Source organism: Crossiella sp. SN42, from assembly GCF_023897065.1.
Classification (GTDB): domain Bacteria; phylum Actinomycetota; class Actinomycetes; order Mycobacteriales; family Pseudonocardiaceae; genus Crossiella.
This window is the reverse complement of sequence record NZ_JAMHIV010000019.1, coordinates 152871-174192: the sequence shown is the minus strand read 5'-3', so window position 1 is coordinate 174192 and position 21322 is coordinate 152871. Positions and strand designations below refer to the sequence as shown.

The following is a 21322-nucleotide window of genomic DNA, read 5'->3' as shown; positions in this document are numbered from 1 at the left end:
TCGTTCATTTTACTGAACGGTGGGAGGTGGGTGTGCGACCGGACGTCGTGGTGGTCGGGGCGGGGATGGTCGGGGCGGCGTGCGCCTACGCGCTGCGGCGGGCCGGGTTGCGGGTCGAGGTGCTGGACCGGGGCGCGCCCGCTTCGGGGACCACGGCGGCGGGGGAAGGGAACGTGCTGGTCTCGGACAAGGAGCCGGGGCCGGAGCTGGAGCTGGCGGTGGAGTCGCGGCGGCGGTGGCCGGAGCTACTGGCGGAGCTGGGGCGGGTGGCGGGCGGGGCGGCTGGAGGCGGCGGCTCGCTGGCTGGGCCGGTCGGCGACGTGGCGTTGGCCGAGTTGGCCGGGGTCGAGTGGGAGGCCAAGGGCGGGCTGACCGTGGCCACCGGCGACCCGGGGCCGCTCTACGACTTCGCGGCGGCGCAGCGGGAGGCCGGAGTCGACGCCAGGGTGGTCGACGATCCCTGGGCGCTGGAGCCGCATCTGACCCGGCAGGTCACCGGGGCCGTGCACTACCCGGAGGACGCCCAGGTTCAGCCGGTGCTGGCGGCGATGGCGTTGTTGCGGGGGATTCCGGTGCGGACCGGGGTGACGGCGCTGGGGCTGGTGTCCGGTGGGGTGCTGACCAGCGCTGGGGTCATCCGGTGTGGGGCGGTGGTGAACGCCTGTGGGCCGTGGGCCGGGGAGTTCGCGGCGCGGGCCGGGGCGCCGATCAGGGTGTTGCCGCGGCGGGGCATGGTGCTGGTGACCGGGCCGTTGCCGGATGTGGTGGCGCACAAGGTTTATGACGGCGACTACGTCGGGGCGGTGGCCAGCGGGGATGCCGCGTTGCAGACCTCTGCGGTGGTGGAGGCGACTCGGGCGGGGACGGTGTTGATCGGGTCCAGCCGGGAGCGGGTCGGGTTCGACGACACCGTGCGGGTGCGGGTGTTGCGGGAGCTGGCGGTCAAGGCGATGGCGTTGTTCCCGGTGCTGGGCGGGGTGCCGGTGATGCGGGCCTACGGCGGGTTCCGGCCTTATGCGCCGGACCATCTGCCGATCATCGGGGCGGATCCGCGGGTGCCCGGGTTGTGGCACGCGACCGGGCATGAGGGGGCGGGGATCGGGTTGGCGCCGGCTACCGGGGAACTGTTGGCGGACTTGGTTTTGGGGCGGGAACCGCGGGTGGATCCGCGGCCGTTCCGGGTGGATCGGGCGGCGGTGCTGGGATGAGCGGGCAGGGCCGGACTGTCCGGGTCGTCGTGGACGGGGTGGCGGTTGAGGCGGTGGCCGGGCAGAGCGTGGCGGGGCTGTTGATCGGGATGGGGCGGGCGTCCTGGCGGAGCACTCGGCGGGACGGGCGGCCGCGCGGGGTGTTCTGCGGGATCGGGGTGTGTTTCGACTGCCTGGTCGTGGTGAACGGGGTGCCGGATGTGCGGGCCTGCCAACGGGTGCTGGCCGACGGGGACGTGGTCCGGGTGCAGGACGGCGCGGAGATCGGGGAGCTTTGATGGACCGGGTGGTGGTGGTCGGCGCGGGGCCCGCGGGGCTGGCGGCGGCGTGGGCGGCGGCTTCGGTCGGGGCACCGGTGTTGCTGGTGGACAGCGGGACCGCGGTGGGCGGGCAGTACCGGCGGCAGTCGGGGGTGCGGGCGGCGCGGGTGCCCGCGCATCCGTTGGTCGAGTGGTGGCCGGAGACCTCGGTGTGGGCGGCGGAGCCGGTGGCGGGTGGGCATCGGCTGCGGTTGCAGACCGGGGCCGCGGACGCGCCTGGCCGGACAATGTCCACTGTGGACACTCGGGCGCTGGTGATCGCCACGGGGGCCTATGACCGGGTGTTGCCGTTTCCCGGCTGGGAGCTGCCGGGGGTGTACACGGCCGGGGCGGCGCAGGCGCTGGCCAAGGGGCAGGGGGTCGCGGTTGGGCGGCGGGTGCTGGTGGGCGGGACCGGGCCTTTTCTGTTGCCGGTGGCGGGATCGCTGCTGGAGGTGGGGTCCCGGGTGGTGGGGCTGGTGGAGGCCAACCGGGTTGCCGGCGCGATGGGGTGGGCGCGGGATCCGTTGGGGGCCTTGGGGAAGGCAGGCGAGCTGGCGGGGTACGGGGCGGTGCTGGCGCGGGGGCGGGTGCCGGTGCGGTTCGGGGCCGCGGTGGTGGCCGCGCACGGGGACTCGCGGGTGGCGGCGGTGACGGTGGCCCGGCTGGATGCCGGGTGGCGGGTGGTGGCCGGCAGTGAGCGGGTTGTTGAGGTTGACGCGGTGTGCCTGGGGTTCGGGTTCACCGCGCAGCTTGAACTGGCCGTCTCGGCCGGGTGCCGGATCGAGGACGGGGCCGTGCTGGTCGACGCCGCGCAGCGGACCTCCGTGCCGGGGGTGTTCGCTGCGGGCGAGGTGACCGGGATCGCCGGGGCCGGGCCCGCCTCGGCCGAGGGCACGGTGGCCGGGTGTGCCGCCGCGGCCCGGCTGGGTCGGGCGGTCGCGGCACCGGTGGCGGCGCTGCGGCTGGCGCGGGACGGGCGGCGGTTCGGGCGGGCTTTGGCCGCCGCCTATCCGGTGCGAAAGGGTTGGCGCACTTGGCTTTCCGCGGACACCGTGGTGTGCCGGTGCGAGGAGGTCCGGATGTCCGACTTGTGTGCCGCGGTGGCACAGGGTGCGCTGGGCATGCGGGCGGTGAAGCTCGTCAGCCGGGCCGGGCTCGGACTGTGTCAGGGCAGGGTCTGCGGACGCAACGTCGGGGAGCTCACCGGCACCCCGTTCACGCAGAACCGGCCGATCGCTGTACCGGTGCGCCTGAGTGACCTGGCCGCCGTCGAGGACGAGGAGGAGCTGAGTTGAGCACGGAGAAGCTGGACGGCGTGATCGTGGCGACCGCGTTGCCCTACGCCGAGGACCCCGCCGCGCCCGCCGGCTTGCGGCCCGACCTGGACCGCTACGCCGAGCACTGCCGCTGGCTGGTGGCCAACGGCTGCCGCGGCGTCGGACCCAACGGCTCGCTCGGCGAGTACTCCTCGCTCACCGACGCCGAACGCCGCGCGGTGGCCCGCACCGCCATCGAAGCGGTGGGGGACAACGGGATCGTCGTGGTCGGCGTGCACGGCGTCGGCGCGCACCAGGCCCGGCACTGGGCCGAACTGGCCGCCGAGGACGGGGCGCACGGCGTGCTGTGCCTGCCGCCGACGATGTACCGGGCCAACCCCGGCGAGGTGCTGCACCACTTCCGCGAGGTGGCCAAGGCCGGACTGCCGATCATGGTCTACAACAACCCGATCGACACCAAGGTCGACCTCACCCCAGCGCTGCTCGCCGAGATCGCGCAGATCGAGCACGTGGTGGCGGTCAAGGAGTTCTCCGGCGACGTGCGGCGGGTGCTGGAGATCAGGGAACAGGCCCCCGAGCTGACCGTGGTGGCCGGGGCCGACGACGTGGTGCTGGAGAGTCTGCTGATGGGGGCCACGGGCTGGTTCGCCGGGTTCCCCAACGTCTTCCCCGCCGAGTCCGCCCGGCTCTACGACCTTGCCACCCAAGGGAAACTCGCCGAGGCCCGCGCCCTGTACGAACCACTGGTGGCCGCCTTCCGGTGGGACTCGCGCACCGAGTTCGTGCAGGCCATCAAGTACGGCATGGACCACGTCGGCCGCTACGGCGGACCCTGCCGCCCACCCCGCGGACCGCTTTCGCCGGAACAGCTGGACCGGTTGCGCGCGGACATGACCCGCGCCGTCGACTCGCTGCGGGCCGCCTGAGATGCGCGCGGCCAGGTACTTCAGCGCGGTCGACTCACACACCGAGGGCATGCCCACCAGGGTGATCACCGGCGGCGTCGGCGTCATCCCCGGCGAGACCATGGCCGCGCGCCGCGAGCACTTCATCGCCCACCTCGACCACATCCGGGAACTGCTGGTCAACGAACCCCGCGGGCACGGCGCGATGAGCGGAGCCATCCTGCAACCGCCCACCATCCCCGGCGCGGACTGGGGTGTGCTCTACATCGAGGCCTCCGGCTGCCTGCCCATGTGCGGGCACGGCACCATCGGCGTGGCCACCGTGCTGGTGGAGACCGGCATGGTCGAGGTCACCGAACCCCTGACCAGGGTCCGGCTGGACACCCCGGTCGGACTGGTGGTCGCCGAGGTCGAAGTGCGGGGCGGACGGGCGAGCAACGTCACCATCCGCAACGTGCCCGCCTACACCGACCGCCTGGACGCCACCGTGGAGGTCCCCGGCTACGGCAAGGTCCGCTACGACCTCGGCTACGGCGGCAACTTCTACGCCATCCTGCCGCTGGCACAGCTCGGCATCCCGTTCGAGCGCACCGAGAAAGACCGCATCCTGGCCGCCGGACTGTCCATCATGGACGCCATCAACGCCACCGCCCGCCCGGTGCACCTCCTCGATGAGAACATCAACGGCTGCAAGCACGTCCAGTTCACCGCGCCCGGCCGCGGCGGCGGACACGCCCGCAACGCGATGGCCATCCACCCCGGCTGGTTCGACCGATCCCCCTGCGGCACCGGCACATGCGCGCGGATGGCGGTGTTGCACAGCCGGGGCCAGCTGGAGGTCGGCGCGGACTTCGTCAACGAGTCCTTCATCGGCACCCGCTTCACCGGGCGGATCATCGAGGAGACCACCGTGGCCGACCGGCCCGCGATCATCCCCGCCGTCACCGGACGGGCGTGGATCACCGGCATGGGCCAGTACCTGCTCGACCCGACCGATCCGTTCCCCAGGGGGTTCGTGCTGTGAGCACCATCGTCTCCACCAGTCCGCAGCGGCCCGGCGACATCGTGCTGGAGACCGCGGCCCTGGACCGGGCCGCCGTCGAAGCCACCGTGGCCAAGGCCCGCCAGGCCGGGCGCGACTGGGAGGACGCCGGTCCCGCCGCCCGCTCGGCCGCGCTGACCGCCGCCGTCACCGAGTTCGAACGGGAGGCCGGGGCACTGGCCGCGCTGATCGTGCGCGAGGTCGGCAAACCGAAGCAGGAAGCCGTCGCCGAGGTCGCCAGGGCCATCGCGATCCTGCGCTACCACGCCCAGCAGGCCTACGACCCGGCAGGCGAGACCTACCCGACCGGCGGCGGCCTCGCCTTCACCACCCGGCGGGCTCGCGGCGTCGCCGGCCTGGTCACCCCGTGGAACTTCCCCCTCGCCATCCCGGTGTGGAAGCTCGCCCCCGCACTGGCCGCCGGCAACGGGGTGGTGATCAAGCCCGCGCCGGAGGCCACCGCGGTCGCCCAGCACCTCGCCACCCTGCTCGACCGGGTGCTGCCCGCCGGACTCTTCGCCGTCACCCCCGGCGGCGCGGAAACCGGGTCCGCGCTGCTGGACGCGGTGGACGTGGTGTCCTTCACCGGTTCCACCACGGTCGGCCGGATCGTCGCCGCGGCCGCCGCCCAGCGCGGCATCCCGGTGCAGGCCGAGATGGGCGGGCTGTCCGCGACCATCGTGCTGCCCGATGCCGACCTCGACCGCGTCGCGGCCGACGTGGCCCGCGCCGCCATGGGCTACGCCGGGCAGAAGTGCACCGCCACCAAACGGATCTTCGTCGTCGGCGACCCCGGCCCGTTCACCGAACGCCTGGCCGCCGCGGTCAACGGGCTGAGCCTGGCCGACCCCGCAGACAGCCCCGACCTCGGCCCGGTGATCACCGAGGGCGCGCGCAAGCAGGTGCTCACCGCCGCCGCGGCCGCCGAAGCCGCGGGCGGGCGGCTGCTCACCACGCCGTACCTGGATGCCGCCGACGGCTGGTACGTGCGCCCGGTCATCGTCGACCGGCTCGGCGCGGACGCGCCACTGTTCCACGAGGAGGTCTTCGGCCCGATCGCCGCACTGGCCGGCGTGGCGAGCGTCGACGAGGCGTTCGCGCGGGCCAACGGCACCCAGTTCGGCCTGGTCACCTCGGTCTACACGGCCGACCTCGGCGCCGCGCTGACCGCGATCCGGCGCAGTGAGTCCGGCATGGTCAAGGTCAACCTGCCCACCAACGGCGTGGACTTCCACCTGCCCTTCGGCGGGGAGAAGCACTCCGGCCACGGCGAGAAGGAGCAGGGCAAGGCGGCCGTCCGGTTCTACACCAGGGAACGTACTGTGCAGGTACAGGCGTGAACACAGGAGGTGCAGTGGCGAGCCAGAACGAGGCGGCCGAACCCGCCAAGAGCGAACCCATCCGGCCCATCGACGCGGCCGGGTTCCGCTCGGTCATCGGCGGCGGCTGGGGCCCCGCGGACCGCGCGGTCCGGGTGCCCGACGGGCTGGCCAAGGCCGCCGCCGCGCACCGCGCCCGCCTCTCCGCCGCGTTGCCGGGCAAGCGGATCGCGGTGGCCGCCGGTCGCGCGCCGGTGCGCGCCAACGACACCGACTACGACTTCCGCGCCGACAGCGACTTCGTCTGGCTCACCGGCTGCCAGGCCGAGGGCGCGGTGCTGGTGATGACCCCTGCCGGGGACGGCCACGACGCGGTGCTGCACCTGCGCCAGCCCGCCCGCAGCGAGGAGACCGACTTCTTCGCCAGCGCCCGCGACGGCGAGCTCTGGATCGGCCCCATCCCCGGCCTGCCGGAGTGGTCGGAGGCGCTGGAGATCCCGGTCAAGCCGATCGAGGACCTGCCCTACGCGCTGCGCGGCAGCATCCCCGCCGTGCTCACCACCGCCGGGGTGGAACCGCTGCTGGACGCGCTGGCCCCCGGCAGCCCCAGCCTGACCCAGACCCTGCGCCGCACCCTGTCCGAGCTGCGCCGGATCAAGGACGAGTGGGAGATCGGCCAGCTCCAGCAGGCCATCGACGCCACCGTGCTCGGCTTCCAGGACGTGGCCCGCGAACTGCCGTACGCGATCAGCCGCGGCGGCGAGCGCTGGCTGCAGGGCACCTTCGACCGGCGCGGCCGCACCGAGGGCAACGGCGTCGGCTACGCCTCCATCCTGGCCGCCGGCTCACACGCCCCGGTGCTGCACTGGACGCGCTGCGACGGCCCGGTGCCGGAGGACTGCGCGCTGCTGATGGACGCCGGGGTCGAGGTGCGCACCCTCTACACCGCCGACGTCACCCGCACCTTCCCGGTCTCGGGCACCTTCAGCGAACCGCAGCGCCGCGTCTACGACCTGGTGCACAAGTCGCATGTGGCGGCGATGGCCGAGGTCAAGCCGGGCGCGCCGTACAAGGCCTTCCACGACAAGGCCCTCGAAGTGCTGGCCACCGGGCTGCACGAGTGGGGCCTGCTGAAGGTCTCGGTGGATGAGGCCATGGCGGAGAACGGCCAGCACCACCGCCGCTACGTCATCCACGGCATCGGCCACTACCTCGGCCTGGACGTGCACGACTGCGCCTCTTCCAGCCCGAAGGCCTACCACCGGGGCACCCTGGAGGCCGGGATGACGCTGACCGTGGAGCCCGGCCTGTACTTCCACCCCAACGACGAGACCGTGCCGCCGGAGCTGCGCGGCATCGGCGTGCGCATCGAGGACGACCTGCTGGTCACCGAGACCGGCAACCAGGTGCTCTCCCAGGCGCTGCCGATCACCGCCGACGGCATCGAGCAGTGGGTCCAGTCGCACCTGCCGCGCTGAACCCGCCGGGTCGCGTCGTCCGGCGGCGCGACCCGGTCAGCGGTCGGTGACCTCGCCGTCCGCCACGTGCAGCCGCCGGGTGGTGGCCACCGTGTCCAGCATCCGCCGGTCGTGCGTGACCAGCAGCAACGTGCCCGGATAGGTCGCCAGGGCCTGTTCCAGCTGTTCGATCGCGGGCAGGTCCAGGTGGTTGGTCGGCTCGTCCAAAACCAGCAGGTTCACCCCGCGGGCCTGCAACAGGGCCAGCGCGGCCCTGGTGCGTTCGCCGGGGGAGAGGGTCGCGGCCGGGCGCATCACGTGCACCGCGGTCAGCCCGAACTTGGCCAGCAGCGTGCGCACCTCGGCCGGCGTCTGCTCCGGCACCGCCGCCTGGAAAGCGTCCACCAGGGGCTGGTCGCCGAGGAACAGGCCGCGGGCCTGGTCGACCTCGCCGATCACCACCCCCGGCCCGAGCGCGGCCTGACCGGAGGCCAGCTCGGCGCGGCCCAGCAGCGCGGCCAGCAGGGTGGACTTCCCAGCCCCGTTCGCCCCGGTGATCGCCACCCGGTCCGCCCAGTCGATCTGCAGGTCCACCGGCCCCAGGGTGAACCCGCCGCGCTGGACCACCGCCGCCCGCAGGGTGGCCACCACCGCGCCGGCCCGGGGCGCGGCGGCGATCTCCATCCGCAGCTCCCACTCCTTGCGCGGCTCCTCCACCACGTCCAGGCGCTCGATCAGCCGCTCGGTCTGCCGCGCCTTGGACGCCTGCTTCTCGGTGGACTCGCTGCGGAACTTGCGGCCCTGCTTGTCGTTGTCCCCGGCCTTGCGGCGCGCGTTCTTGACGCCCTTCTCCATCCAGGACCGCTGGGTGCGGGCGCGGGCCTCCAGCGCGGAACGGGTGTCGGCGTAGTCCTCGTACTGCTCGCGGGCGTGCCGCCGGGCCACCTCCCGCTCGGCCAGGTAGGCGGTGTAGCCGCCGCCGTAGGAGCGGATCTGCTGCTGGATGAGGTCCAGCTCGACCACCCGGTTGACCGTGCGGGCCAGGAACTCGCGGTCGTGGCTGACCAGCACCGTGCCGGCGCGCAGCCCGGTGACGAAGGCCTCCAGGCGGTCCAGGCCGTCCAGGTCCAGGTCGTTGGTGGGCTCGTCGAGCAGGAAGATGTCGTAGCGGCTCAGCAGCAGCGAGGCCAGCCCGACCCTGGCCGCCTGCCCACCGGACAGGCCGGTCATCGGCGCGTCCAGGCGCACGGTCAGCCCCAGGTCGGCGACCACCTCGCCCATCCGCTCGTCCAGGTCCGCCCCGCCCAGGGACAGCCACCGCTCCAGGCTGTCGGCGTAGGCGTCGTCGGAACCCTCGGCGCCCGCGGTCAGCGCCTCGGTGGCGGTGTCCATGGCCGCCTGCGCCGCGGCGACCCCGGTGCGGCGGGCCAGGAAGTCCCGCACCGACTCCCCGGCCCGGCGCTCCGGCTCCTGCGGCAGGTGACCGACCACCGCCGAGGGCGGGTTCAGCCGGATCGAGCCCTCCTCGGCGGTGAGCAGGCCGCCGAGGGTGCGCAGCAGGGTCGACTTGCCCGCCCCGTTCACCCCGACCAGCCCGACCACGTCACCCGGCGCGACCACCAGGTCCAGCCCGGAGAACAGAACACGGTCCCCATGCCCTGCGGCGAGACCCTTGGCGACGAGTGTGGCGCTCATATCGAGGTGAATCCTAGGCGGCCGCTCCGGACCGGCCGACAGCGCGGGTTGACCTCCAGTTAAGTGGAGGAAATAGCCTGCCGGACATGATCAATGACAACGGGATCGTGGTAGTGGCCGGGGCGACCGGGAACATCGGCGGCAAGGTGGTCGCCGAGCTGCTCCGGCGCGGCCACCGGGTGCGCGGCCTGACCAGGAACCCGGAACGGGCCAGGCTGCCGGACGGGGCGGAGGTGGCCGTCGGCGACCTGGCCGACCCGGAGACGGTGCGCCCCGCGCTGGCCGGGGCGAGCGCGCTGTTCCTGCTCACCTACGACGCGGCCACCGGCGCCCCGCTGCGCAGCGGCCCCGAGCTGGCCAAGGTGGTCGCCGACGCCGGGGTGCGCCGGGTGACCACGCTGTGGGGCGGCGAGACCGGGCCGGTGGAACAGGCGATCGCCGACGCCGGACTGGCCCAGACCACGCTGCAGGCGATGGAGTTCATGTCCAACACGCTGGCCTGGGCCGAGTCGGTCCGCGCCGAGGGCGTGGTGCGCGAGGCGTTCCCCGAGATGCGCAGCGCGCTGATCCACGAGCAGGACATCGCCGAGGTGGCGGCGCGCACGCTCACCGAGGACGGGCACGCCGGCCGCGACTACGTGCTCACCGGCTCCGAGGTGTTCACCTACGCGGACCGGGTCCGGGTGCTCGGTGCAGGCCTCGGCCGGGACCTCCGGTTCATCGAGCTGACCGAGGAGCAGGCCAGGGAGCGGATGAGGCAGGCCGGCTACTCGGCCGAGGCTGTCGACCACGTCATCGGCTGGCACGCCGACCCGCCGCGCGAGGGCTACACGGTGAGCCCGGCCGTCGAGCAGCTGCTCGGCCGGCCGGCGCGCACCTTCGCGCAGTGGGTCGCCGAGCACGCGGACGCCTTCCGCTGATCAGCCCACCCCGGTCAGCTCGCTGGAGAGCTGCCACAGACGGGCGGCGGCTGCCGGGTCGGTGGCCCAGGGTTTGACGCCGCCGATGAGCATGTCGTCGGTGTCGGCGGGCTTGGCCAGGTCGCAGTCCTGGCAGTAGGCCCCGCCGTGCTGATCGAGGCCAGGCGCGGTCGCCGCCCACACGGCGGTGGCCGCGCCCTGGGCCGGGGTCTTGAAGCCGGGGGCCGGGGTGCCGTCGGCGGCGAACCAGCCCAGGGCGAGCTGTTCCTCGCGCGGGATGTGGCGTTGCAGCGGGGTGAGGATGCTGCCCGGGTGCACGGCGAAGGCGCGCACGCCGAGGGTGTCCAGGTGGCGGGCGAACAGGGCGTTGGCGGTCTTGGAGGCGGCGTAGGCCAGCCAGCGGTCGTAGCCGGTCCGCCACTGTGGATCGTGCCAGCGGATGTCGGCGAGGAAGTGTCCGGCGGAGCTGACCGAGACCACCCGCGCGGTGGGGGAGAAGGCCGGGCGGAGGTGGTTGACCAGGGCGAAGTGGCCGAGGTGGTTGACCGCGAAGTGGGCTTCCCAGCCGGGGCCGACCCGGGTTTCGGGCACGGCCATGATGCCGGCGTTGGCGATGACCAGGTCCAGGGGGCGGCCGGTGTCGAGCAGGCGGGCGGCGAAGGCGCGGATCGCGGACTGGTCGGCCAGGTCGAGGGGGAGGACTTCGGGGGCGGCGAGGGGCTCGGGGCGGCCGGGCGCGCCGGTCGCGGTGGCTGGCTCGGCCAGGCGGGCGGCGGGGTTCGTGGGGGCGGCTCCGGCGGGGCTGGTCGCGAGGTTGGCGGCGGCGACCTCCGGGCGGCGGGCCGGGACCAGCACTCGCGCGCCCGCCCCGGTCAGCGCCCGGGTGATCTCCAGCCCGAGCCCCGAATAACCCCCGGTGACCAGCGCGGTCTGCCCGGTCAGGTCGATCCCGGCGAGAACCTCGGCGGCGGTGCTGGCAGCGGTGAACGGCATGCCCCGACGCTACGATCTAGAGCGTTCTCTAGGTCAAGGAGCGACGTGGGCATCCCGATCGGACAGGTCGCCGAGAGCACCGGGCTGAGCGTGCACGCGCTGCGCTTCTTCGAGCGCGAAGGCCTGTTCCTGCGCGAGATCCCGCGCTCCGGCGGCGGGCGGCGGCTCTTCGAACCCGCCGACGTGGACTGGCTGGTGCTGTGCAACCGGCTGCGCGCCTCCGGCATGCCGATCGGCGTGATCAAGGACTTCGCCGCCCTGGTCCGCCAGGGACCCGGCAACGAACCGCAACGCCTTGCCCTGCTTGAGGAACACGAACGCGCCGTGCGCGCCAGGCTCGCCGAGCTGACGGCGAACCTGGCGGTCATCCACGACAAGGTCGAAACCTACCGGCAGCACGTCCGGGACGGGACGGCCGCCGGGGTCTGGGACCCTCAGGGGCGCATCTCGTAGCGGCCGGACAGCGCGGCCACCTCGGTCCACACCCGCTCGAACCGGTCGGCGTCCACCACCGGGCCGCGCACCGAGCCCAGCGCCCACGCCCGCTGCGCCTCGGTCGCGGAAGCCTTGCCGTGCAAGGCGACCGCGTAGGCGGAGAAGTCGCGGACCAGCACGTCGAAGACCTGGTCCAGCAGGTCCGGGGTGGCCCCGGTCAGCTCGGCCTGTTCCAGGATCAGCTGGCCGTAGACGACCAGGGTGAACAGCTGGCCCAGGTTGAGCAGGAAGTCCAGGTCCCGCTGCTGCGCCTCATCGGGCGCGGCGGTGGTCAGCAGGGTCTTGAGGCCGTCGGCCTGCTCCAGGAAGCGGGTCACGTTGGGCACCTGGGCGAAGCGCTCGTACACCGCGCGCCAGTCCGGGAACCGGATCTTGCCCAGGCCGCGGGCCGGGCCCTGGCGGAAGAAGAACTCGTCGTCGGAGGCGTCGTGCCGGGTGGGCACCGGGGCGAACTCGGCCGGGTTGAACAGGTAGTTCGGCATGAACTTCAGCACCAGGGCCAGGTTGACGTGCACCGTGCCCTCCAGCTTGGGCAGGGCGCGGATGTGCGCGGTGGCCTGGTTGAAGTAGGTGTTCTTCTCAAAACCCTTGGCCGCGATGACATCCCACAGCAGGTCGATCACCTGCTCACCCTCCGACGTCACCTTCATCTTGGTGATCGGGTTGAACAGCAGGTAGCGCCGGTCCTCCGCGGTGGCGGAGCGGAAGTAGTCCACCGAGCGGTCGGCGAACAGCTTCATCGCGGCCAGCCGGGCGTAGGCGTCCACGAAGTTCTGCCGCACGTGCGGGAACTCGGTGACCCGCTTGCCGTAGAGGATCCGGTTGTGCGCGTGCGTGATCGCCTCGTAGAAGGAGTGCTCGGCGATGCCGATCGAGGCGGTGCACAGGTTGAACTTGCCGACGTTGACCGTGTTCAGCGCCGCGGAGAACGCCTCCGGCCCGGTGTGCAGGATGTCCTGCTCCCGCACCGGATAGTCCTCAAGGCGGAACTCGGAGACGAACATCTGCGAGTCGACCACGTTCTGCACCAACGAGAACCGCTCGTGCTGGGAGTCCACCGCGAAGAAGACGTAGCCCTCCGGACCGTCCACATCGGAGCGTCGCCCGAACACCGAGACGATCCCGGCCACGTTGCCGTTGCCGATGTAGTACTTGTCCCCGGTGGCGGTGAAGGAGCCGTCGCCGGTGGGGGTGAGCACCATGTCGGTGGAGTAGACGTCCGCGCCGTGTTCCTTCTCCGACAGGCCGAAGGCGAACACCGCGCCGCTGTCCAGCAGCTCGGCCGCCCGCCGCCGCGCCTGCGCGTTCTCACTCATCCAGATCGGCCCCAGGCCCAGCACGCTGACCTGCCAGGTGTACCAGTAGGGCAGGCCGTAGAAGCCGAGGATCTCGCTCAGCGCGGCGTTGCGGGCGGCGTCCCAGCGCTTGTCCGGGTCGCCACCCGCCTCGGCCGCGGGGGTGTTGAAGGTCGCGAACAGCTTCTCCCGCTTCACGAAGTCCAGGAACTCCGCGTACCAGACCCGGTCCAGCGCGTCGGCGAGCAGCCGGCGCTTGCCGCGGGACTCGAAGAACTCGATCGTGGCCCGCAGCAGGCGCCGGGACTCGGCGTCCAGGTGCGTCGGGTCGTAGCTGTCGGGGTTGAACAGCACCTCGTTGCCCACCGTTGCGGTCCCTTCGTCCTGGAGAAGATCACCGGTAGGCTACCAGTCGGTAACTTAGCTCGCGGTGACCTGTGTCAGGCCCCTCAGTGCCGGCGGCAGCTCCCCGGTGTGCACCACGCCGAGCCGCTGGGTCGCCCTGGTCAGCGCCACGTAGAGGTCGTTGGCGCCGCGCGGGGACTCGGCCAGGATCTCCGCCGGGTCCACCACCAGCACCGCGTCGAACTCCAGCCCCTTGGCCTGCCGGGTGCTCATCAGCACCACCTGGTTCTCCAGCTCGGGGCTCTCCCCGACCGCGGCGGTGGGCACCGCTTCCAGGACCGCCTCGCCCAGCTCGGCGACCTCGGCGGCGGGCACGATCACCCCGATCCGGCCCTCGCCGACCTCGGCCAGCTCGGCCTGCACCACCTCGGCCAGCCGTTTGCCCAGCTCACCGCGGTCCACCCGGCGGCTCCACGGGGCGTATCCGCTGTCCCGGACCGAGCTGGGCGGGGTGAGCCCGGCGGGCAGCTCGGCCAGCACCTCGGCGGCCACGTCCATGATCTCCCGCGGGGTGCGGTAGTTGACGGTCAGCTGCGCGAGCTTCCAACGTTCCTTGACATACGGCCCGAGCACCTCCTGCCAGGAGTTCGCCCCGGCCAGGTCGCCGGTCTGGGCGATGTCGCCGACCAGGGTCATCGACCGGCTGGGGCTGCGCCGCATGAGCAGCCGCCAGGCCATCGGCGAGAGCTCCTGGGCCTCGTCCACGATGACGTGCCCGAAGGTCCAGGTGCGGTCGGTGGCGGCCCGCTCGGCGGCGGTGCGGGTGTCCACCTCGTCGTAGCGGTCGGCCAGCTGTTCGGCGCTGAGCAGGTTGTAGCCCATCAGCATCTCGGGGTCGGCCGCGTCGTCCATGTCCAGGATGTCCAGCACGCCCTGGGCGTAGGCGCGGCGCTGTTCCTGCCGCCTGCGCTCGGCGGCCTTCTCCGCGCGGTCGTCCACGCCGAGCAGCTCCATCGCCTCGTCCAGCAGCGGCACGTCCGCCGGGGTCCACGGCGCGTCCGGCTCGCGCAGCAGCAGCTTCCGCTCCGCCTCGGTGAGCTGGGGCGCGGCGCGTTCCAGCCGGTCGGGGTCGCTGAAGAGGTCCCGCAGCAGCTGTTCCGGGGTGAGCACCGGCCACAGCTGGTCCATGGCCGCGCGCACCTCCTCCTCGGCGCGCAGCTCGGCCCGGATGTCGGCCAGGTCGCCGGAGTCCAGGAACTCCCGGCCGAGCTTGCCGGCCACCTTGCTGGTCAGCCGCTCCAGGAGCTCGCGTTCGACCAGCGGGCGGGCCAGGTTGTGCAGCCGCCGGGAGCGGCGGCCACGGCCGACGATGCCCCGGCACTCCGAGGGCTTGAGCACCAGCGGCTGCCGCTCGAACATGATCTCGATCGGCTCCTCCGGGGCTTCCTGGCGGTCCCGGACCGCGGCCTTGAGCACGTCCAGGAAACCCAGTCCGCCCTTGATCGCGGCGGCCTCGGGCGACTCCTGGCCGGTGGCGACCACGCCCGGGTACAGCTCGCCGAGGGTGGCCATCAGCACGCTGGTCTCGCCGAGGGAGGGCAGCACCTCGCCGATGTAGTGCAGGAAGGTCTGGTTGGGGCCGACGATGAGCACGCCGCGGCGGGTGAGCATGTCGCGGTGGGTGTAGAGCAGGTAGGCGGCGCGGTGCAGCGCGACCGCGGTCTTGCCGGTGCCGGGCCCGCCCTGCACGACCAGCACGCCGGAGAGGTCGGCCCGGATGATCCGGTCCTGTTCGGCCTGGATGGTCTGGACGATGTCCTTCATCCGGCCGGTGCGGCTGGCGTTGAGCGCGGCCAGCAGCACGGTCTCGCCGGTGAGGCCGTCGCCGTGCCGGGACTGGCGGCCCTTGGCCTCGGCGGTGATGTCGAGGACCTCGTCGTCGATGTCGACGACCTTGCGCATCCTGGTCTTGATGTGCCGCCGCCGGTGCACATCGAGGGGGTTGGCGCCGGTGGCCAGGTAGAACGGGCGGGCCGCCGGGGCGCGCCAGTCCATCAGCAGCGGCTCGTACTCGTTGTCCTCGTCGAAGATGCCGATCAGGCCGATGTGCCGGGCCTCGCCGTTGTCGAAGTCCAGCCTGCCGAAGCACAGCCCGGCCTCCACCGCGCTGTACTGGGCGAGCTGCCGGTTGTAGTGCGCGGCCGAGACATCGCGCTCGGTGCCCGCGGAGAGGTTGCCGCCGGGGGACTCTCGCAGGGTCTTGGTCAGTTCGTTCTTCGCGCGGGCGCGCAGCCCGTCCAGCCGCCCGTACAGCATGGAGACGTGCTCCTGCTCGCGATCCAGCTCCGCCGTCCGCAAATCCTCGTCGGTTGACAAGCGGGCGTCCCCTCTACTAAACTCGTGCCAGACACGTTTTCTTGTGTCAATTTCTTATGCGCTCAGGGCTAGCAAATATAGCTGGTCCTGTTGCCTCGCGCCAACGCCCAGCTCAGACTTTCAGCGAGTGGTACGCCGTGGCGTGCCCGGCGGCACAGCGCTGGGGTTGATCCGGATCGTCGGTCGCACGTTTGTGGGGAACACGATGGTGGGCAGCCGGTAGCTGGGCAGCCCCGGGTAGACCGGGGTGTAGATCGGGGTCCGGTTGAGGAACGGGCTGTAGGTCAGACCGGGCGGCCGCAGCGGCTTGGGCTCTTCCTTGAACACGAACAGCGCCAGCAGCACCGCGGCGCCGACGATCCCGGCGCTCCACAGGCTCAGGTTGCGGGTGCGCTTGCCCGCCGCCCTGATCTCCGGGTCGGCGATGCCCAGCCGCAGCTCCGTGGTCCCGCCGACCGGCTCGGCGGCCGGGTGCGGGGTGCGGCTGTCCACGCCGAGCGCGGCCAGGTGCAGGCGCAGCCGGGCCACCTCGCGCGGGTGGTCCATGGCCCGCCGCACCAGGTCGGTGAGCTCGAAGCCCGGGTCGCCGACGATGAGCTTGGGCGTGCCGGTCCAGGGCGCGGTCCAGCTGGCCGCGCCCGCCCCGACCAGCGCCGCGCCGAGCAGGCTGACCAGTGCCGCGTGCAGCAGTTCGGGGCCGCGCTCGGCCTCCGCGCCCGCTCGCGTGGCGAGGCGTTCGGCCAGGTCCTGGGTTCTTCCGGCTTCCAGGAGGTCCAGCGCGGTGTCGATGCTCAGCTCCGCGGGCTCGCGCCCCGGCCCGCTGAGCTCGGCCACGGCCGGGCGCAGCCAGGCGAGGTGGCGGTCCACGTGGCTGCCCGAGGCCAGCCGCACCCACTCCCGCCACGGCATCGGCTTGACGTCCTCGGCGCGCATCGCCGCGGCGACCCGGCGCGCGGCCACCCCGGGGTCCGCGCCGAGCAGGTTCAGCCCCGGCCGCGGCTCGCGGGGCGCGTTGGCGTGTGACGGCAGGGTGGCCAGGTAGGCCAGGCGCTGTGCCAGCGGCGGGTGGGTGTCCACCAGGGCGGCGCGCGCGGTCTCCGGTGGCGCGTTGCGGTGCTGGGCCAGCACATCGCGGTAGTCGGGGTCCTCGAGCATGGCCTCGAACGCGCTGAACGGGTCGTCCGGCACCGCGCCCGCGGCGGCCAGGGGATCGAGGAAGCGGCTGCGGAAGTCGGTCCAGGCGGCCATCAGCACCAGGGTGGAGCGCAGCGCCTCCCCGGTGACCTCGGGCCCGGCGACCGCGGCGGCGGCCCGGTCGGCCTCGATCTCCTGGCGGCGCAGCACGGCGAAGGCGATCCGCGCGTAGCACCAGGCGTAGCTGCGGATGGCGAAGATGATCATGCTGGCGTACATGCGGGCCAGCGCGTTGAGGGCGACCGCGCGGCTCATCTCCTCCTGCGCGGTGTCCAGGGCGAGCGCGCCGCGGTAGACCACCGCGCCGAACCGGTTGTGCCGGCCGGCGAAGTGGCCGAGCTCGTGGCAGAGCACGGCTTTCAGCTCTTCCAGGGGCAGTCCGGTGAGCAGCGGCAACCCCAGGTACAGGCGGCGTTCGCCGACGACCAGGCCGAGCATCCGGGTGTCCTCGGTGACCGCGGCGTTGGCCTCGGCGGTCAGCCGGATCTCATCCGGCACCGGCGCCCCGGCCCGCTCGGCCAGCTCCTCCACGGTGCGCCACAGCAGCGGGGCCTGGGCGCGGGTGAGCAGCACCGAGTCCTGGTCGAGGTGGTCGGTGGAGCTGGTGGCCAGCACGCCGCGGATCACGCCCAGCAGCATCGGGACCCCGCCTGCGGCGAGCAGGACGGGCAGGTGGTAGTTGATGCTGGTGTTGGTGGCCAGGGTCATGTTGTGCACGCTGAGCACGACCAGGCCGAGGTAGCCGAGCACCAGGCAGGCGGCGAGCACGTAGAACCCGGCGAGCAGCCCGACGGCGAGCAGCCCGCGCACGGTCGCCAGCACCCGGGAGATCACGGCAGCCCCAGCCGCCCGGCGATCCGCGCCAGGGCCTCGGTGTCTTCTTCGGCGCCGGCCCGCAGCACGCTCTCGGTGCGCCGCAAGGCTTCGGTGACCACGTCATCGGCGGGCTGGTCGGGCAGGGCGACCCGGCGGACCCGCCCGGTCAGCGCCTCCCGGTCGCGCACCCCGGTGAGCCCGAGCAGGTTGTCCAGCAGCACCTTGGCCTTGCCGATCATCCTGGTCACGGCCCCTTCGCCGATACCCAGCTCGGCCGCGATCTGGTCCGGGGTGCGGCCTTCCACCCAGTGCAGGTAGGCCACCACCCGCTGTCTGCGCGGCAACCGGGCCAGCCCGTCCAGGATCAGCCGGACCTGCGCGGCCTCCTCGGTGGAGCAGCGCGCGGGCAGCGCGACCACCAGTTCCAGGGGCCGCTGCCGCCGCCACCGCCGGGCCGCCGCCCACAGCCGCCGCTTGACCACCCGGTACACCCACTCCTCCGGCCCCCGGTGCGCCAGCTCGGGCCACTGCCGCATCGCCTCGGCGTAGGCCTCCTGGACCGCGTCCTCGGCGTCCTGGCGGTTGTCGGTGAGCATGAGGGCGCGCGCGAGCATGCCTGGACAGGTCTGGGCGAAGAAGACCGCGAACTCCACCGATCCATGGGATCACGGGCGCGCGGTAAATACCGTCCGCCAGATGACGTAGGCGAGGCCGGTCAGGTCACGGTCTGATTCCGTTGCCGCGCCAGGAGAAAAGCCCCCTGGCGCGGCAGCACCCGTTCGGGCTAGGCGGTGAACCCGCCGTCGGCGTTGACGGTGGACCCGGTGACGTACTGGGCGGCCGGGGTGGCCAGGAACGCCACCACCGCGGCGATCTCCGCCGGGGTGGCGAAGCGCCCCAGCGCGGTGAAGGCGTTGATGGCCTCGACAAAACCGGGGTCGGTGGGGGCCGCGTCGGTCTGGGTCGGGCCGGGGCTGACCAGGTTCACCGTGATGCCGCGCGGGCCCAGCTCCCTGGCCAGGGCCTTGGTCAGGCCGGTCATCGCGCTCTTGCTCATCGAGTACAGCGCGAAGCCGGGGAAGACCGCCCGGTCGGCCACGTTGCTGCCGATGGTGATGATCCGCCCGCCCTCGCCCAGGTGCGGGGCGGCGGCCTGGGCGGCCAGCAGCGGGCCGCGCACGTTGACCGCCAGGGTCCGGTTCACCGCTTCCGCGCTGAGCTCTGCCAGGGGCGCGAACTCGAACGCGGCGGCGTTGTTGACCAGGATGTCCAGCCCGCCGAAGGTTTCCACCGTCGCCGCCACGGCGCTGGTGACCGCCACCGGGTCGGCGCTGTCCGCCTGCACGGCCAGGGCACGCCCGCCGCGATCTTTGATCTCGTCCACGACCTTGGCCGCGGCCTCGGCGTTGGTGTGGTAGGTGATGGCCACGTCCGCGCCGCGTTCGGCGAGGGCGCGGGCGATGGCGGCGCCGATGCCCCGGCTGCCGCCGGTGACCAGGGCGGTCCGGCTGGTGAGTTCGTTCATGACTCATAGCCTGCTGGACCGGGCCGCCCCGATCTGGCGGTCATCGGACGCGGAGCTGTTGCCCTACACCGGAATCGCTGTCACACCGGAATCTCGGCGGGCAGGCCGAACTTCTCGAACAGGGACAGGTCGAAGAAGCTGGAGACGTGGGTGATCCCGTTGGGCCCCAAGGTGAGCACCGGCAGGTTGAACGGCTTGTACACCTCGCCCTCGCGCATGTAGAGGCCGAAGGCGGGCTGGCCGTTGGCGCTGACCGGGATCAGCTTCATGTCGCCGGGCCCCTCGGCCGGGCAGGCGGTGTCGATGAGCCTGCCGATGTTGGCCGCACCCTGGTACCAGCCGGTGAAAGGCGGCATCTCCCACACCGCGTCGGCGGTGAACAGCGACACGATCTCGTTGATGTCCTTGGCCTCGAAGGCCTTCACGTACCGCTCCAGCAGCTCCCGCTGGTCCGCCTTGAGCGGTTCGGCGACCGCGTCCTGCTGGGGGCGCACCGAGTCCAGCTGGGCGCGGGCGCGTTGCAGGGTGCTGTTCACCGCGGCCACCGAGATGTCCACCGCCTCGGCGACCTCGGCGGCCTTCCACTGCAACACATCGCGCAGGATCAGCACCGCGCGCTGCCGCGGCGGCAGGTGCTGCAGGGCGGCCACGAAGGCCAGCCGGATGCTCTCCCGGTCGGTGACGATGGTCGCCGGGTCCCCGGAGTCCAGGCCGACCGCGCTGTCCGGGATCGGTTCCAGCCACGGCACTTCCGCCTGCTCCACCAAGGGATCCTCGGCCTGCGAGCCCGGCTGGCCGAGCCCGGTGGGCAGCGGCCGCTTGGCCCGGCTTTCCAGTGCGGTCAGGCAGGTGTTGGTGGCGATCCGGTGCAGCCAGGTGCGCAGCGAGGACTGGCCCTCGAACTTGTCATAGGCCCGCCAGGCGCGCAGGTAGGTCTCCTGCACCAGGTCCTCGGCGTCGTGCACCGAGCCGAGCATCCGGTAGCAGTGCGCGAGCAGTTCCCGCCGGTACTGGCCGGCCTGCCCGAGGAACTCGTCCTCAAGCGGCTTCTCCGTGGAGACCACGACCGTTCTTCCTCTCCCCAGGTGGTGCGCGACAAGGCGGCCCCAGTGTGCTTCATGGCCTCTGACCTGTACAGACACCCCCGCCAGAAAAAAGTTCGGCGCGCGCCGATGAGTTTGCGCACCGGCCCCGGTCAGTACGGGTGAGACCACAACGAGGACACGAACCGGGGAGCCAGAGATGACCACCATCGCCACCACCGCCGCCGTCACCGCCAAGCCCGCCTCCCGCGCCGGGAACATCGCGCTCTGGGTGCTCCAGGGCCTGCTCGCCGCCTTCTTCCTCATCGCCGCGGCGATCCCGAAGCTGGTCGGGGAGGCCACCGCGGTCGCCATCTTCGAGACCCTCGGCGGTGACTGGTTCCGCCTGTTCATCGGCGTGGTCGAGCTGGCCGGGGCGATCGGCCTGGTCATCCCGCGACTGGCCGCCGTGGCCGGGCTGGGCCTGGTGCTGCTGATGATCGGCGCGACCTACTACCAGGTGGTCGTCTTCGGCACCCCGGTCTTCGCCATCACCACGGTCACCCTCGGCGTGCTCGCCGGGGTCATCGCCTGGGCCCGCCGCCCGCGCCGTTCCGCTTGATTTGTCCGACCTTTCGCGCAGAATCCACCACGCACATCCCGCGACATCAGGAGAATCCCGCCATGCGCATGATCTTCATCAACCTGCCGGTCAAGGACGTCGCCGCGGCCCGCGACTTCTACACCAAGCTCGGGTTCACCGCGAACGAGCAGTTCAGCGACGAGAACACGGCCTGCATGAACATCGAGGAGAACATCTCGGTGATGCTGCTGGGCGAGGCCAAGTTCAAGGAGTTCATCAACGGCGAGATCAGCGACCCGAACACCACCGAGGTGCTCAACGCGCTGTCCGCGGACAGCCGCGAGGAGGTCGAGCAGTTCGTCTCCACCGCGCTGGCCAACGGGGGTTCGGAGTGGAAGCCGTTCCAGGACCTCGGTTTCATGTACGGCGGCAGCTTCCGCGACCTGGACGGCCACGTCTGGGAGCTCGCCTACATGGACATGTCCGCGCTGCCGCAGGACTGAACCACCCGGCTGACCCGACGGCCGCCCGCACACCCCAGGTGAGCGGGCGG

At 72.5% G+C, this 21322-nt stretch carries 19 protein-coding genes; 11 read left to right on the top strand and 8 right to left on the bottom strand.

Going from position 1 to position 21322, the window contains the following annotated elements:
* The first annotated feature begins 32 nt into the window (after positions 1-32).
* Genes M8C13_RS23605 through M8C13_RS23570 form a run of 7 tightly spaced genes read left to right on the top strand, consistent with a single transcriptional unit; the run spans position 33 to position 7531 of the window.
* Positions 33-1208 (top strand): NAD(P)/FAD-dependent oxidoreductase, encoded by a 1176-nt coding sequence (locus tag M8C13_RS23605; RefSeq protein ID WP_374213126.1) that lies wholly within the window; start codon positions 33-35, stop codon positions 1206-1208.
* Positions 1205-1486 carry a (2Fe-2S)-binding protein gene (locus M8C13_RS23600; protein ID WP_305883984.1) on the top strand — a complete coding sequence of 94 codons (282 nt, stop codon included), beginning with the start codon at positions 1205-1207 and terminating at the stop codon, positions 1484-1486. Before M8C13_RS23605 ends, M8C13_RS23600 begins: the two co-directional genes overlap by 4 nt.
* Positions 1486-2805: an FAD/NAD(P)-binding oxidoreductase gene (locus tag M8C13_RS23590; protein WP_252482842.1), complete on the top strand. Its 1320-nt coding sequence runs from the start codon at positions 1486-1488 to the stop codon at positions 2803-2805. Before M8C13_RS23600 ends, M8C13_RS23590 begins: the two co-directional genes overlap by 1 nt.
* Complete coding sequence (locus tag M8C13_RS23585) at positions 2802-3713, top strand: dihydrodipicolinate synthase family protein (RefSeq protein ID WP_252482841.1); 912 nt, start codon at positions 2802-2804, stop codon at positions 3711-3713. Before M8C13_RS23590 ends, M8C13_RS23585 begins: the two co-directional genes overlap by 4 nt.
* Position 3714: 1 nt before the next feature.
* A complete protein-coding gene (locus M8C13_RS23580; protein ID WP_252482840.1) occupies positions 3715-4716 on the top strand; it encodes a proline racemase family protein in 1002 nt (333 codons plus the stop codon).
* On the top strand, positions 4713-6074 hold the full coding sequence (locus tag M8C13_RS23575) for an aldehyde dehydrogenase family protein (RefSeq protein ID WP_252482839.1): 1362 nt from the start codon (positions 4713-4715) through the stop codon (positions 6072-6074). Before M8C13_RS23580 ends, M8C13_RS23575 begins: the two co-directional genes overlap by 4 nt.
* A 14-nt stretch (positions 6075-6088) precedes the next feature.
* Positions 6089-7531, top strand: coding sequence for an aminopeptidase P family protein (locus tag M8C13_RS23570; protein WP_252482838.1), 1443 nt, complete (start codon positions 6089-6091; stop codon positions 7529-7531).
* A 36-nt stretch (positions 7532-7567) separates the two neighbouring features.
* Here the strand turns inward: M8C13_RS23570 and M8C13_RS23565 are convergent, their stop codons facing one another.
* Positions 7568-9205, bottom strand: coding sequence for an ABC-F family ATP-binding cassette domain-containing protein (locus M8C13_RS23565; protein WP_252482837.1), 1638 nt, complete (start codon positions 9203-9205; stop codon positions 7568-7570).
* A gap of 86 nt (positions 9206-9291) precedes the next feature.
* On the opposite strand from M8C13_RS23565, the gene M8C13_RS23560 reads away from it, so the two are divergent.
* Complete coding sequence (locus M8C13_RS23560; protein WP_252482836.1) at positions 9292-10125, top strand: NmrA family NAD(P)-binding protein; 834 nt, start codon at positions 9292-9294, stop codon at positions 10123-10125.
* Here the strand turns inward: M8C13_RS23560 and M8C13_RS23555 are convergent, their stop codons facing one another.
* The gene (locus M8C13_RS23555; protein WP_252482835.1) at positions 10126-11118 is read right to left on the bottom strand and encodes an SDR family NAD(P)-dependent oxidoreductase; all 993 of its coding nucleotides are present in this window, start codon (positions 11116-11118) and stop codon (positions 10126-10128) included.
* A 45-nt stretch (positions 11119-11163) separates the two neighbouring features.
* Between M8C13_RS23555 and M8C13_RS23550 the strand changes: the two genes are divergently transcribed.
* Positions 11164-11571 (top strand): MerR family transcriptional regulator, encoded by a 408-nt coding sequence (locus tag M8C13_RS23550; protein WP_252482834.1) that lies wholly within the window; start codon positions 11164-11166, stop codon positions 11569-11571.
* Here M8C13_RS23550 and M8C13_RS23545 read toward each other — a convergent pair.
* The 6 genes from M8C13_RS23545 to M8C13_RS23520 form a co-directional block, all read right to left on the bottom strand.
* Positions 11553-13262: an acyl-CoA dehydrogenase gene (locus M8C13_RS23545; protein WP_252482889.1), complete on the bottom strand. Its 1710-nt coding sequence runs from the start codon at positions 13260-13262 to the stop codon at positions 11553-11555. The genes M8C13_RS23550 and M8C13_RS23545 overlap by 19 nt on opposite strands.
* A gap of 66 nt (positions 13263-13328) precedes the next feature.
* Positions 13329-15569 carry an AAA family ATPase gene (locus M8C13_RS23540; protein ID WP_252482888.1) on the bottom strand — a complete coding sequence of 747 codons (2241 nt, stop codon included), beginning with the start codon at positions 15567-15569 and terminating at the stop codon, positions 13329-13331.
* A 180-nt stretch (positions 15570-15749) separates the two neighbouring features.
* A complete protein-coding gene (locus M8C13_RS23535; protein ID WP_252482833.1) occupies positions 15750-17657 on the bottom strand; it encodes a M48 family metallopeptidase in 1908 nt (635 codons plus the stop codon).
* Positions 17654-18292 (bottom strand): RNA polymerase sigma factor, encoded by a 639-nt coding sequence (locus tag M8C13_RS23530; RefSeq protein ID WP_252482832.1) that lies wholly within the window; start codon positions 18290-18292, stop codon positions 17654-17656. The genes M8C13_RS23535 and M8C13_RS23530 overlap by 4 nt, the downstream gene beginning before the upstream one ends.
* 131 nt (positions 18293-18423) lie before the next feature.
* Entirely contained in the window at positions 18424-19164 is a 741-nt protein-coding gene (locus tag M8C13_RS23525) for an SDR family NAD(P)-dependent oxidoreductase (RefSeq protein ID WP_252482831.1), read from the bottom strand.
* An 80-nt stretch (positions 19165-19244) separates the two neighbouring features.
* A complete protein-coding gene (locus tag M8C13_RS23520) occupies positions 19245-20228 on the bottom strand; it encodes a sigma-70 family RNA polymerase sigma factor (RefSeq protein ID WP_252482830.1) in 984 nt (327 codons plus the stop codon).
* 178 nt (positions 20229-20406) lie between these two features.
* Between M8C13_RS23520 and M8C13_RS23515 the strand changes: the two genes are divergently transcribed.
* Together M8C13_RS23515 and M8C13_RS23510 are read left to right on the top strand one after the other, a co-directional pair.
* Positions 20407-20808 carry a DoxX family protein gene (locus M8C13_RS23515; protein ID WP_252482829.1) on the top strand — a complete coding sequence of 134 codons (402 nt, stop codon included), beginning with the start codon at positions 20407-20409 and terminating at the stop codon, positions 20806-20808.
* Between the two features lie 62 nt (positions 20809-20870).
* Positions 20871-21272, top strand: a complete 402-nt coding sequence (locus M8C13_RS23510; protein ID WP_252482828.1) for a VOC family protein — start codon at positions 20871-20873, stop codon at positions 21270-21272.
* The last annotated feature ends 50 nt before the right edge of the window (positions 21273-21322 follow it).

Coding starts and splice junctions, on each gene's coding strand:
- M8C13_RS23540 (WP_252482888.1), bottom strand. CDS start 15,569: ATGCTGTACGGGCGGCTGGACGGGCTGCGCGCCCGCGCGAAGAACGAA.
- M8C13_RS23600 (WP_305883984.1), top strand. CDS start 1,205: ATGAGCGGGCAGGGCCGGACTGTCCGGGTCGTCGTGGACGGGGTGGCG.
- M8C13_RS23525 (WP_252482831.1), bottom strand. CDS start 19,164: ATGAACGAACTCACCAGCCGGACCGCCCTGGTCACCGGCGGCAGCCGG.
- M8C13_RS23565 (WP_252482837.1), bottom strand. CDS start 9,205: ATGAGCGCCACACTCGTCGCCAAGGGTCTCGCCGCAGGGCATGGGGAC.
- M8C13_RS23510 (WP_252482828.1), top strand. CDS start 20,871: ATGCGCATGATCTTCATCAACCTGCCGGTCAAGGACGTCGCCGCGGCC.
- M8C13_RS23560 (WP_252482836.1), top strand. CDS start 9,292: ATGATCAATGACAACGGGATCGTGGTAGTGGCCGGGGCGACCGGGAAC.
- M8C13_RS23515 (WP_252482829.1), top strand. CDS start 20,407: ATGACCACCATCGCCACCACCGCCGCCGTCACCGCCAAGCCCGCCTCC.
- M8C13_RS23580 (WP_252482840.1), top strand. CDS start 3,715: ATGCGCGCGGCCAGGTACTTCAGCGCGGTCGACTCACACACCGAGGGC.
- M8C13_RS23555 (WP_252482835.1), bottom strand. CDS start 11,118: ATGCCGTTCACCGCTGCCAGCACCGCCGCCGAGGTTCTCGCCGGGATC.
- M8C13_RS23590 (WP_252482842.1), top strand. CDS start 1,486: ATGGACCGGGTGGTGGTGGTCGGCGCGGGGCCCGCGGGGCTGGCGGCG.